At 44.7% G+C, this 12,915-nt stretch carries 11 protein-coding genes, 1 riboswitch and 1 other annotated feature; of the genes, 7 read left to right on the top strand and 4 right to left on the bottom strand.

Annotated elements, in window-relative coordinates; all coding sequences use genetic code 11:
- The first annotated feature begins 258 nt into the window (after nt 1-258).
- Together BLP92_RS11940 and BLP92_RS18350 are read left to right on the top strand one after the other, a co-directional pair.
- Nucleotides 259-453, top strand: a complete 195-nt coding sequence (locus tag BLP92_RS11940; RefSeq protein ID WP_090843182.1) for a hypothetical protein — start codon at nt 259-261, stop codon at nt 451-453.
- A gap of 12 nt (nt 454-465) precedes the next feature.
- Nucleotides 466-732 carry an OsmC family protein gene (locus BLP92_RS18350; protein WP_090843181.1) on the top strand — a complete coding sequence of 89 codons (267 nt, stop codon included), beginning with the start codon at nt 466-468 and terminating at the stop codon, nt 730-732.
- A 550-nt stretch (nt 733-1,282) separates the two neighbouring features.
- Here the strand turns inward: BLP92_RS18350 and leuS are convergent.
- Together leuS and BLP92_RS11925 are read right to left on the bottom strand one after the other, a co-directional pair.
- Complete coding sequence (gene leuS, locus BLP92_RS11930; RefSeq protein ID WP_090843180.1) at nt 1,283-3,700, bottom strand: leucine--tRNA ligase; 2,418 nt, start codon at nt 3,698-3,700, stop codon at nt 1,283-1,285.
- Between the two features lie 63 nt (nt 3,701-3,763).
- Nucleotides 3,764-3,972, bottom strand: a binding site (T-box leader).
- A 49-nt stretch (nt 3,973-4,021) separates the two neighbouring features.
- Entirely contained in the window at nt 4,022-5,215 is a 1,194-nt protein-coding gene (locus tag BLP92_RS11925; RefSeq protein WP_090843179.1) for an MDR family MFS transporter, read from the bottom strand.
- Between the two features lie 137 nt (nt 5,216-5,352).
- On the opposite strand from BLP92_RS11925, the gene ltaE reads away from it, so the two are divergent.
- From ltaE to mnmM, 3 genes are all read left to right on the top strand, one after another.
- Nucleotides 5,353-6,372, top strand: coding sequence for a low-specificity L-threonine aldolase (gene ltaE / locus BLP92_RS11920; RefSeq protein WP_090843178.1), 1,020 nt, complete (start codon nt 5,353-5,355; stop codon nt 6,370-6,372).
- On the top strand, nt 6,372-7,334 hold the full coding sequence (gene mnmL / locus BLP92_RS11915) for a tRNA modification radical SAM protein MnmL/YtqA (RefSeq protein WP_090843177.1): 963 nt from the start codon (nt 6,372-6,374) through the stop codon (nt 7,332-7,334). The genes ltaE and mnmL overlap by 1 nt, the downstream gene beginning before the upstream one ends.
- Before the next feature lie 71 nt (nt 7,335-7,405).
- Nucleotides 7,406-7,960: a tRNA 5-(aminomethyl)-2-thiouridylate-methyltransferase MnmM gene (gene mnmM / locus BLP92_RS11910; RefSeq protein WP_090843176.1), complete on the top strand. Its 555-nt coding sequence runs from the start codon at nt 7,406-7,408 to the stop codon at nt 7,958-7,960.
- Here the strand turns inward: mnmM and BLP92_RS11905 are convergent, their stop codons facing one another.
- Complete coding sequence (locus BLP92_RS11905) at nt 7,961-8,758, bottom strand: alpha/beta hydrolase (RefSeq protein ID WP_090843175.1); 798 nt, start codon at nt 8,756-8,758, stop codon at nt 7,961-7,963.
- 132 nt (nt 8,759-8,890) lie between these two features.
- Between BLP92_RS11905 and BLP92_RS11900 the strand changes: the two genes are divergently transcribed.
- Together BLP92_RS11900 and BLP92_RS11895 are read left to right on the top strand one after the other, a co-directional pair.
- The gene (locus BLP92_RS11900; RefSeq protein WP_090843228.1) at nt 8,891-9,409 is read left to right on the top strand and encodes a gamma carbonic anhydrase; all 519 of its coding nucleotides are present in this window, start codon (nt 8,891-8,893) and stop codon (nt 9,407-9,409) included.
- Between the two features lie 346 nt (nt 9,410-9,755).
- Nucleotides 9,756-11,288: a BCCT family transporter gene (locus BLP92_RS11895; RefSeq protein ID WP_244516815.1), complete on the top strand. Its 1,533-nt coding sequence runs from the start codon at nt 9,756-9,758 to the stop codon at nt 11,286-11,288.
- A gap of 41 nt (nt 11,289-11,329) precedes the next feature.
- On the opposite strand, the gene metK is transcribed toward BLP92_RS11895, so the two are convergent.
- Nucleotides 11,330-12,541, bottom strand: coding sequence for a methionine adenosyltransferase (metK, locus tag BLP92_RS11890; protein WP_090843174.1), 1,212 nt, complete (start codon nt 12,539-12,541; stop codon nt 11,330-11,332).
- A 157-nt stretch (nt 12,542-12,698) separates the two neighbouring features.
- Nucleotides 12,699-12,815: riboswitch (SAM riboswitch) on the bottom strand.
- Between the last annotated feature and the right edge of the window lie 100 nt (nt 12,816-12,915).

The raw sequence follows: 12,915 nt of genomic DNA, 5'->3' as shown, positions 1-12,915 counted from the left end.
ATCACTGGAAAGAGCTCTTTGCTTTCCAGTGATTTGGCTGCGTGAAGCCATGCTCCTCTTTTAAGAAGGCAGGTTAGCTGAGAGAGTTCCCTCCGGAAAGCGACCCTTCGGAGACAAAAGTATAAAATCGTATGCTTATACAAAAAAAGTGCTTTTTCAACAGCCTGCAAAGACCGTTATAAAAACACAGCGGTCTTTATTTGTTTCTTTAAATGACAGCGGTTACAATATTATTAATTCTTGAAAGGAGTGATTTTTTTGGCAGAACCTATCGCGTTAACGAAAATTACCATTGAACAGGATAAGCCGCCCCACCGTCTTGCTTTTGTAGAAGGTTTTTCAGATCCATTTCATTTCGGCGTGCACGGCGGCGTAAAAGAGTTTTATGGCGTTGAACCGGAAGTGGAATATCCCTCTACTTTGGATCACATCGTTGCCGCAGCAGGCGGCTGACTATCCGGGACGTTGTCCGGCGCGCTGGAAGCGCGTCAAATACCATCGTATCCAGATAAAATTAAAACAAGTGTCCAGGGGACAATTGAAGCACCTGAAGGCATTCTAAAAATTACAAAGATTGCGTGCCACTACGATTTAAAAATTCCTGAAGGCAAGCGGAAAGCTGCAGAAAGGGTCCTGAACGTTTTTGAAAAAAACTGTCCTGTAGCCCAGACCTTAAAGGGCTGCGTCACGTTTGAACATACCTGGGATATTGAGGAATATAAAAAAGAATAATTGAACCTTTCTTAAATGTTTAAGCACTAAATTTAAATTCACGAGCCATTTCAATGAAATTTAATAGTAACTGTACAATTCCTCTTCTAAAATGTTTAGAGGTACGATTTGTCTGTATAAGTTAACTTCATCGTCATCTGCCTTTAAAGAAATTGCTCCGCATAACCGTTTATTTTCATAACTACCAATTAATTCTGCCTTGACGTGATATTTGGACATTTAAAACTTTTTCAGTGTATTTTCTGCATCAAAAAAGATTTATGAAAAGAAAGTACAAAAATACTGATCTCTTGAAATAAACTGCCGTTTCTCCGCAGCGTCCGGCGGTGACGCCGGTGGGATTAAAGCGAAGTCTGAAGATCCTTTGGAATGCCATGAGGTATTCCAAATAGCTGAAGACGAGCCCCACGGCAAGCTTCCGCCGGTAAGCGCAGGAGAAATCCATACAAAGCAGAACTTCTTTTCTTTGTATTTTTTATTTGTTTATACTTGAAGCGGCCTCTTTGTTTAAAGAGACCGCTTCTTTTTCATTTCATAAAATTGTAAGTTCTTAGTTCGCTACGATGTTTACAAGCTTTCCTGGAACTGCAATTACTTTACGGATCGTTTTCCCTTCAATATCTGATTGAATGCGCTCATCCGCCATCGCCTGCTTCTCCATATCGTCTTTTGAAGCATCTTTTGCGACATTCAGTTTTACTCTCACTTTTCCGTTTACCTGCACGGCAATTTCCACTTCGTCTTCTGTTAGCCACGTTTCATCATGCACCGGCCATGTTGCATAGGAAATAGTATCCGCATGGCCAAGCTTGCTCCACAGTTCTTCTGCCACGTGCGGCGCTATTGGAGAGAGGAGCTTTAAAAAGCCTTCTAAATGACTTTTGGACAGCTTCTCCTGCTTGTAGCCTTCGTTGATGAATACCATCAGCTGTGAGATACCCGTATTGAAACGAAGACCTTGAAAATCTTCGGTTACTTTTTTGACAGTCTGATGATAGACACGCGTCATTTCGTCAGAACCCTGGCTGTCTTCAATCGTATTACGCAGGCTGCCTTCCTGGTCTGCAAATAATCTCCACACGCGGTCGAGGAAACGGCGCGCGCCGTCAAGGCCATTTTCACTCCAGGCAATGGAAGCATCCAGCGGCCCCATAAACATTTCATACAGACGCAAGGTGTCTGCTCCGTGTGTCGTCATAATATCATCGGGATTTACTACATTTCCTTTTGATTTACTCATTTTCTCATTGTTTTCTCCCAGGATCATTCCCTGGTTATACAGCTTTTGGAACGGTTCCTTTGTGTGCACTACTCCGATATCATAAAGCACTTTATGCCAAAAACGTGCGTAGAGCAGGTGCAGCACTGCATGTTCCGCGCCGCCGATATAAATATCCACCGGGAGCCATTCTTTGAGCTTCTGCGGATCAGCGAGCTGCTCCTCATTATCCGGATCGATAAAGCGCAGGTAATACCAGCAGCTTCCTGCCCACTGTGGCATCGTATTTGTTTCTCTGCGGCCTTTCATGCCAGTTTTCGGATCAGTGACATGCAGCCATTCTTCATTATTCGCAAGCGGAGATTCCCCGGTGCCGGATGGCTTGAACTCATCCATGTCCGGCAGTGTGAGCGGAAGCTCTTCTTCGGGAACTGTTTCCATCGTGCCGTCTTCCCAGTGAATTACAGGAATCGGCTCTCCCCAGTACCGCTGCCGGCTGAAGAGCCAGTCCCGCAGGCGGTAGGTAATCTGCTGCTTCCCTTTATTATTTCCTTCCAGCCATTCAATCATCGCTTTGATTGCTTCATCGTTGTTTAAGCCGTTAAGGAAATCGGAGTTTACATGCTCGCCGTCACCGCTGTAAGCTTCTTTTGCAATATCTCCACCCGCTACTACTTCCACAATCGGGAGTTCATATTTAGTCGCAAATTCATAGTCCCGCTCATCATGCGCAGGCACAGCCATAATCGCTCCTGTACCATAAGAGGCAAGTACATAATCTGCAATCCATACAGGAACTTCTTCTCCGGAAACTGGGTGAATTGCATACCCTCCCGTGAACACACCGGTTTTCTCCTTGGACAGCTCGGTCCGCTCCAGATCACTCTTTGTAGCTACTTTCTGCTGGTACGCTTTTACCGCATCTTTCTGTTCGGCAGACGTTACTTCTTCCACCAGGCTGTGCTCCGGGGCAAGTACCAGATACGTCGCACCGTATAGCGTATCCGGACGCGTCGTAAACACCGTGATTTCTTTACCGGTATTTTTTAATTCAAAAACTACATCTGCCCCTTCCGAGCGACCGATCCAGTTCCGCTGCATATCTTTTATGGATTCAGGCCAGTCAAGCTCTTCGAGATCTTCGAGAAGTCTGTCAGCATAGGCAGTGATTTTCAGCATCCACTGCTTCATTGGACGGCGCTCCACTGGATGTCCGCCGCGCTCACTGAGACCATCGATTACTTCTTCATTTGCAAGCACCGTACCGAGCGCCGGGCACCAGTTCACAGCGACCTCATCCACATAGGCAAGCCCCTGGTTATACAGCTGGATAAAAATCCACTGCGTCCATTTATAATATTTTTCATCTGTAGTATTAATTTCCCGGTCCCAGTCATAGGAAAAGCCGAGCGCTTTAATCTGGCGGCGGAATGTATTGACGTTAATTTCCGTGAATTCTCTCGGGTGCTTGCCTGTGTCCAGCGCATACTGCTCTGCAGGAAGACCGAATGCATCCCAGCCCATCGGGTGAAGCACGTTGTATCCCTGCATCCGCTTCATGCGTGAGAGAATATCCGTTGCCGTGTATCCTTCCGGGTGGCCTACGTGCAGTCCTGCTCCTGAGGGATAAGGAAACATATCCAATGCATAAAATTTCTCTTTCCCCGGGTCTTCTGTCGTTTTAAATGTTTTATTTTCTTCCCAGAATTTCTGCCATTTCTTTTCAATACTTTCATGGTTAAAAGCCAAAACAATTACCTCCTGTCAAATATGTAAACTGATAATACAAAAAAACCCCGCACCCCAACTAGACATTGGGACGAGAGGTTTCTATCCTTCCCGCGGTACCACCCACGATTAGCACTGTTTATACAGCACCCGCTTAACATCGGTAACGTCGATTTACGGCGTATATACGCAACTCCGAGGTAAGTTCATAGCATTGTGACGTTAACTCTCAGCGGCCGTTAACTCTCTGGTAGGACACTTCAGCTACTACTGCTCCTCTTCTATGTCATTTCTTATTATAGACGTGTGTCGTTATTATTGTATGCATGAGAAACTAAACTGTCAAGCGTTGTCGCGGGTGAATTGAAGGTGCGGGACCCCTCTGTCAAAAATCTTCGTCATGATAAACGGAATCAGAAATAATACAGCAATCGTATAAAAAAGCACCTGCATCCCAAAAACGTCTGCCATAAAGCCGCCAAACAGCGGACCAAGCATTCTTCCACCCGTAGCAATGCTGTTTACGATTCCCTGGTAAAATCCTGCTTTTCCTTCCGGTGCGAGCTGATGCGCAATTGTCGGCACGGCCGGCCAGACAAACATTTCTCCAATTGTTAAAATAATCATCGCTGCCACAAAACCGGTGTACATCTCTGTCTGAGAGAGCACCCCGAAAGCCACGGTGAAAATAACCAAGCCCACGTAGATCTGTGCTTTTAATGAGTGGACAAATTTTTGAATTATAATTTTTATGAACGGCTGACAGAAAATAATCATTGCCCCGTTTATCGTCCAGAGCAGACTGTAATACGTAATAGGAATTCCAATATCCTGTGTATAGGCTGCAATGGTAGATGCCCACTGTGCGTAAGCAATCCAGCAGATTAAAAATCCCGCGCACAGCAAAGCAAGCGCTTTGAATCTTTTTTTATGCTCTATTTTCTCTGCCTGGTTAAAAACATTTGCTGTCTGCTGTCCCCTTCCTGCGCCATCAAATTTTCTTATGTATACAAGCACCAGCACTAAAAAAATTATATATAGAAAGCCATTTCCAAAGAAAATAAAATCAAACCGCATACTTGCAAGAAGCCCGCCGATCGCTGCACCGACTGCCACACCGACATTCTGGGAAACATACATTGCATTAAACGGCCTCCTCCCACCTTCCGGCCAGACAGCTCCCGCTAAAGCATACATACAGGGAATCATAATTCCGGAGCCAAAACCAAGCGCTATCAAACAAAGCACATAGGCCGTAAAAGAAGTATACAGCGCCGCCAGGGTGAAAGCAGCCACCATCGCTGTACAAAGGCCTATTAGAATTGTTTTAAAACCCCCGATCCAGTCATACAGCTTTCCTCCAATTAGATTCCCTATCACTCCTGCCATTGCATTAATTGTTAACACACTTCCAGCAACTGTAAGAGATCTTCCCAGTTCCTGAGAAATATAGATAGTATTCAGCGGCCAGATAAAAGATGCCGCAGTAATATTAATAGACATTCCAATAATTAATATCCAAATCGCTCTGGGCATAAAAGCCCTCCTCTAAACATTTCGTGTCCCCAGGAAAATAGTAAATGATTTCCCTCGTTCCGGCAACCTTTCCTCTTTTATTTAACCCGTGGTAGGATAAGGTTATTAATCTCACTATAGAAAGGAACGAACAATAGATGATAGATCTTAGAAGTGATACTGTTACGAAACCTGATCAAGTGATGAGAGATTTAATGAGAGATGCAGAAGTGGGAGACGATGTATTCGGAGAAGATCCGACTGTAAATGCGCTTGAAACTTATGCTGCTGATCTTCTAGGAAAGGAAGCTGCTCTTTTTACAACGAGCGGAACCCAGGGAAATCAAGCTGCACTCCTTGTACATACGCGGCCGGGGCAGGAAGTGATCATGGATGAAGAAGCGCACGTATTTTTATATGAAGGTGGCGCCATCTCTGCGTTTGCAGGACTGCAGAGCCATACACTTCCCCATATAGAAGGATGCATTGACCTGAATACCCTCCGTGCTGCAGTTCGTCCGGAAGATGTACATTATCCGGAAACCGGACTTATATGGCTGGAAAACACCCACAACCGCGGCGGCGGTTCGGTCCTTTCTCTAGAGTACTTAAAAAATGTCCGGGCGATCGCAGATGAATTCAATATTCCGGTACACATGGACGGAGCGAGGGTTTTTAACGCAGCTGTCGCGCTCGGTGTGGATGTTAAGGAAATTGCTGCAGAAACAGACAGTCTCCAGTTTTGCTTATCTAAAGGGCTGGGTGCGCCGGTCGGTTCTATGTTAGTTGGGACAAAATCGTTTATTCATGCTGCGAGAAAGAAACGTAAAATGCTTGGAGGAGGGATGCGCCAGGCAGGAGTTATCGCCGCCCCTGGACTTTATGCCCTGAAGAACAGAATTGATCGTCTGCAGGAAGACCACGATCATGCAGAGAAACTGGCAGAGGCTATTAATACTTACACAGATTTAAAAGTCCGCCACACTGTGCAGACAAATATCCTTGTCGCAGATACTGATCAATCCGCAAGAACCGCTGCGGAGTGGGTACGCTTGTTAGAAGAAAACGGGATAGGAATTATTCAATATAAAGCGGAGGCTTTAAGGTTTACGACAAATATTGACGTAAGCAGCCAGGATATTGACCGCGTAATTAAAGTGCTCCAGGAGCTTTCTTGATGAAACAAGAGATCGTAAAACCGCCGGAGACGTTCGGAGAAAAAAGATACTATTCCTGGAACAAGCAATTAAAAGAACATTTTGGCGAAAAAATAATGAAGATCCCGCTGGACGGCGGATTCGATTGTCCTAACCGCGATGGGACAGTGGCACATGGCGGCTGCACTTTTTGCAGCGTACGGGGTTCCGGTGACTTTGCAGGAAAGCGTGCAGATGATCTGGTCACCCAGTTCCATGAGGTGAAAAGCCGTATGCACCGCAAATGGAAAAACGCAAAATATATTGGCTATTTTCAGGCCTACACAAACACCTATGCTCCCGTCGAAGAGCTACGTGAAAAATTTGAGATAATACTGGAACAGGAAGGAGTCGTCGGCCTCTCCATTGCTACACGGCCGGACTGCCTTCCTCCCGAGGTAGTTGCCTACCTTGCTGAATTAAATAAACGGACGTATCTGTGGGTGGAACTGGGGCTGCAGTCAGCGCACGATAAAACAGGGGAGCTGATTAACAGAGCACATGACTTCTCCTGCTATAAGGAAGGAGTACAAAAGCTGCGGCAGCACAATATCCGGGTCTGCTCCCATATCATTAACGGCCTCCCGCAGGAAGATCATCAAATGATGCTGGATACAGCGAAGGAAGTAGCGGCACTGGATGTACAGGGAATAAAAATTCACCTACTTCACCTATTGAAAAAAACTGCAATGGTAAAGCAGTATGAAAAAGGGTTGGTAGATCTGATGGACGTGGATGATTATATTCAAATAGTCTGCGATCAGCTGGAGATTCTTCCACCCGCCATGACGATCCACCGCCTTACAGGAGACGGTCCTGCAGAGCTGCTGATCGGCCCAATGTGGAGCTCTCATAAATGGACTGCTCTGAACGGAATCGATGAAGAATTACAGCGCAGGAACAGCTGGCAGGGAAAATATTATTCTTCTTCCTCCATAAAATAAAACAGCACGCCATTTACTTCCATCAATGTATTAACTTAACTTATATCTATTTATGAAAGGCTGTGAACACCATGCTTTCCCGTATTCTGGATTTTGCAAGAGAACTTTTAGCAGAAGCCATTCCTGCCGGCGGCACTGCAATAGATGCTACAGCTGGTAACGGCCACGATACACTATTTCTTACTTCCTGTACTGGGCCTGCCGGGAAAGTGTACAGCTTTGATATTCAGGAACAGGCGCTTCATAACACAGCTGCACGGTTAAAAGAGGCTGGTGCAGCTGCAGAGCTGATTCAGGACAGTCATGAAAATGCCGCTTCTTATATAAAAGAAGCGGCCATTGATGCTGCTGTTTTTAACCTTGGGTATCTGCCCGGCAGTGACAAAACGATAACTACTACTTCGAGCAGTACGATTCAAGCAATAAAATCTCTCCTGGAAAAACTCAGGCCTGGAGGCAGAATTGTTATTGTTGTATATTACGGACACCCGGAGGGCATGCAGGAAAAAGATGCACTGCTGCCTTTTGCTGCTTCCCTGCCTCAGGAAGAAGTGAAGGTGCTGCGATATGAATTTATTAATCAGCGGAACAGCCCGCCCTTTGTACTGGCAGTAGAAAAAAGATAACTATTTTTTCAGCGTAAGCTGCGTAGTAATAAATCCGGCCATATGAGCCACTACTTCTTCCCGCTCAGGTTCGTTCAGTACTTCATGAAAAAGATCCGGCCATTCTTTATAATACTTTTCATCAACATCCAGTTTATTAAACCATTCTTTCACGGCGTTTTTATCCACAATCCGGTCGTCTCCCCCCTGCGCAATATATACAGGGATATTCGGTATATCCTGAACAAAATTATGCGCCTTTGCAATAGCCAGTAACAGTTGTTTATACCAGCGGGCACTTACCCGTTTAATCAAAAGGTCATCTTTTAAATCCCGCGCTCTCATTACTGGATCCCTGGTGCCGCTCCCAGGCTCCAATCCATTCGGAAACATGGTACGGGGTGCTACCCGGTTTAATACATTTACGGCAGCCTGTTTCGCCCAAGGCTGCTTTTTTATGAGCCCGAAACAAGGAGAAGAAAGTACAGCCATATCAGGCAATTCATTTTCTTTTAATTCCTGCAGCGTGGTGGCTGCAATTAACCCTCCCATGCTGTGCCCAAATAAGATCACCGGCTCTTTCGTTTTTTTCGCTTCTGTTATCCATTTTTTAACGGTATGTACATATTCCTGAAAGGAATTCACATGCCCTCTTGGACCTTCAGTAGTCCCCTGCCCGGGAAGATCTCCCATAATTACTTGGAATCCCAGCTTTCGAAATTGCGCAACAGTCCATTCGTACCTCGCATGATACTCTCCTGCACCGTGCACAATTACGACTGTTGCCTTTGTTTCCCCTTCTGCCTGCCATTTCCACATAATATCACCTCTCCCATTTTTTATTATCATCTCGTGAGTTGTTCCTCTCCGTCAACTTTTAAGGAGAATATATTCACATCTGACAGACTCCTATTGTAAAATAGAAGGAAATAGAAGGAGGTTCTCTCAATGCTGAGCTATCCATATGAAGGAAAAGAACCAAATATTGATGCTACCGCTTATGTATCCGAAAATGCGGTAATTACAGGAGATGTAACAATCTACGAAAATGTGAGTATCTGGTATCACACAGTCATCCGTGGAGATGTAGCACCTACAATTATCGAGAAGGATGTTAACATTCAGGACCAAAGCCTGCTGCATCAAAGTCCTAATCTACCTTTACATATCCAGGAAGGAGTCACTGTAGGCCATCAGTGTATGCTCCACAGCTGCATTATTGAAAAAGACGCGCTGATAGGTATGGGCTCGACAATTTTAGATGGTGCCAAAATAGGCGAAGAAGCATTTATTGGTGCAGGCAGCTTAGTAACTCCAGGTACTTCCATCCCTCCCAGAGTCCTTGCTCTAGGCAGACCAGCCCGGGTGGTAAGAGATCTCACTGAAGAAGATTTTGCTGAAATGAAAAGAATCCGAAACAGTTATGTTAAGAAAGGGCAGTATTACAAGCGAATGCAGCAGGGATTATAAACTTCCTGTTGAAAAAGTACTTTATCAGCATAGGTATATGCTTCTATGCTATTGTCTCCAAAAGGGCGCTTTCCGGAGGGAAGTCTCTCAGCTATGCGCCTCCTTCAAGGAGGCGCATAGCTTCACGCAGCCAAATTACTGACTGCAGCCCAGAAAAAGTTTTCTTTGCATATGAGCTTTGTATCTTCTAAGTTTCGCCTCCTATAAACATGGGTAAAATTGAGAAGGGGATTCCCCCTTTTTTTACATTGGACATATTTAATAAAACACTTCCATTTTTATAAATACCACGATCTTACACATCATCATTGTTTCAGCAGATATCGTAATAGAGGAGGCAGCCTGTGTGAAGACTAAATTACAAAATGCCGGTATCGGATTAGTGTTTGCCGTATCGGGATTAATTTCACTGATAATCGCTTTCTGGGGCTTTGTATTTCCAGCTAATATGGAACAAATAATGAATGCTGCGCTAGAAACAGTGATAGATACATTTGGCTGGTTTTATGTTATGTCTACTGCCGTATTTGTGGCATTCTGTTTTTATTTAGGTCTCGGTCCCTACCGCTTCGTAAAACTTGGAGATAAGAATGATAAACCCGAATATTCATATTTTGCCTGGATTGGAATGCTTTTTGCAGCGGGAATGGGTGTCGGCCTGGTCTTCTGGGGTGTCGCAGAACCGATGTCTCACTTTGTAAATCCTCCAAACGGTATTGAGCCGGGCACTCAGGAGGCTGCTGAAACTGGCCTTCTTTATGGTGTCTTCCATTGGGGCATCCATCCGTGGGCCATTTACGCCATCATTGCTCTCGGCCTGGCAATTGCGAAATTCCGCAAAAATCTTCCTGGATTAATCAGCTCTATTTTTTATCCAATTATCGGCGACAAGATATATGGTTCCACAGGAAAGTGGATAGATGTTATTGCAGTAATAAGCACAGTGGTTGGTATTGCGACTTCTCTCGGTCTGAGCACGATGCAGGTCGGCGGAGGTCTCTCAGAAGTAATGAACTGGGAAAATACAAACTTTCTGCAGATGACTATAATACTTCTCGTTACCATTGTTTTTATTACCTCTGTATTAACAGGCATAAACAGAGGCATGAAATATTTAAGTATTGGGAACCTGGCTTTGGCGGGTGTTCTGTTAGCTGCCGCTTTCATACTTGGTCCAACTTTATTTATTATGGAACACTTTACGAAAACGGTCGGCGCTTATATCAGCAGCTTTGTTTCCCTGTCTTTTTATACTACTCCCTACACTGATAACGATTGGGTGGGAGAATGGACATTTTTTTATTGGGCCTGGTTAATTTCATGGAGTCCCTTTGTAGGTACTTTCATTGCCCGTGTCTCAAAAGGAAGAACGGTGCAGGAGTTTATATTCGGTGTGCTCCTTGTCCCTACCGTGGTTTCCGCTCTTTGGTTTGTGGCTTTTGGAGGCACGGGTATTTATCTGGATATGACAGAAGAAGCAGGATTGGCAGAAGTAGTGAGCAGTTCCCCGGAAGTAGGACTGTTTCTTATCTTGGAAACCTTTCCGTTCGGCTTTCTTTTAAGTATTTTGGGACTGCTTTTAATTACAGTATTTTTTATCACTTCCGCAAATTCAGCAACTTATGTGCTTGGTGTATTTTCTTCAAGGGGTGACCTGGATCCTCCAAAAGTATATCTAATTGTCTGGGGCCTGTTGATATCCTCTATTGCTGCTGCATTGCTGTTAAGCGGCGGAATTGAAGGTCTGCAGTCACTGGCGATAACAATTGCACTTCCTTTCACCATTCTCATACTAATCATGCTTGCGGCGATTCATATGTCGCTGAAGGAAGGTTACCGGCAGGAAGCGCTTGGCACAAAAGAAAAAGGAGAACAATAATAGAAAAGCCTCCTGGAGTGAATTCCAGGAGGCTTTCGAATTTATTTACCGCTGAGCTGCATTGCTTCTGCTTCCAATGTTTCTGCTTTATCTGTCTTTTCCCATGGCAGCTGAATATCTGTACGGCCGAAGTGACCATATGCTGCGGTTTGTTTATAAATCGGCCGGCGCAGATCAAGCATTTTAATGATTCCTGCTGGTCGGAGATCGAAGTTATTCCGTACTACTTGTACGAGAACTTCTTCCGAAACTTTTCCGGTATCAAACGTATCTACTGCGATCGACACAGGCTGTGCTACACCGATTGCATAGGCAAGCTGTACTTCACAGCGGTCAGCGAGACCTGAAGCAACGATATTTTTAGCAACGTAACGGGCTGCATAAGCCGCAGAACGGTCTACTTTTGTCGCATCCTTGCCGGAGAAAGCACCGCCGCCGTGACGAGCGTATCCGCCGTAAGTGTCTACAATAATTTTACGTCCTGTAAGTCCAGCATCTCCCTGCGGTCCTCCAATAACAAAACGGCCGGTAGGGTTAATGAAATATTTCGTTTTATCATCTAAAAGTTCGGCAGGAACTACTGGATTAATTACGTGTTCATGAAGATCTTTTTTAATCTGCTCCAGTTCAATTTCTGCGTGGTGCTGCGCTGAAATCACGATCGTGTCCACTCTGAGAGGATTTTGATTTTCATCATATTCCACGGTGACCTGTACTTTTCCGTCCGGACGAAGATATTCAATCGTCCCATTCTTTCTTACTTCAGAAAGACGGCGGGCGAGCTTATGAGATAAAGAAATTGGCAGCGGCATTAATTCAGGCGTCTGGTTATCTGCATAGCCAAACATAAGCCCCTGGTCTCCAGCACCAATTTCATCAATTTCTTCATCAGACATGTTTCCTTCTCTTGCTTCTAACGCTTTATCAACACCCTGCGCAATATCGGCAGACTGTTCATCTATAGAAGTAAGAACAGCACAGGTTTCATAATCAAAACCATATTTTGCACGAACGTACCCTATTTCCTTCAGTGTTTCCCGTACCACTTTCGGAATATCTACATAGGTGGATGTTGATATTTCTCCAGCTACGAGTACAAGACCAGTGTTTACAGATGTTTCACAAGCCACTCGGGCATTTGGGTCCTGTTTCATTATTTCATCTAGAATAGAATCAGAAATCTGATCACAAATTTTATCCGGGTGTCCTTCTGTTACTGACTCGGATGTAAACAATCGAGTAATACTTGCCATGATAGGAATCCTCCTCTTACAAATTACGGCACTCATTCTCCCATCGTTATTTCTTAAGATGGTGGTGATGTTGTCCTAACGGTAAAAACATTTTTACTGATAAAACAACAAAAAACCTTCTCCGCGAGAGGAGAAGGTTTCAAACGTTTCCTTTCACCTCTTATCAGTCAAGGTACAATTGTGACCTTGCAGGTTGGCACCGTTCATCTTTTTATTACAGATGATGGTTGCCGGGCTTCGTCGGGCCTGTCCCTCCGCCAGCTCGGGATAAGAGTATCCGCTTTTGAGAATGATACCCAACTTACTCCTGTATGTCAACTCAATCTCCCTGCAATATTAAAAATATCTAAATAACAGCTGATGCGCCGCACCCA

The sequence above is a fragment of the Alkalicoccus daliensis genome (assembly GCF_900103955.1).
GTDB classification, from domain to species: Bacteria; Bacillota; Bacilli; order Bacillales; family Salisediminibacteriaceae; genus Alkalicoccus; species Alkalicoccus daliensis.
The sequence above is the reverse complement of the archived record's forward strand: the minus strand, read 5'-3'. Positions and strand labels throughout refer to the sequence as shown.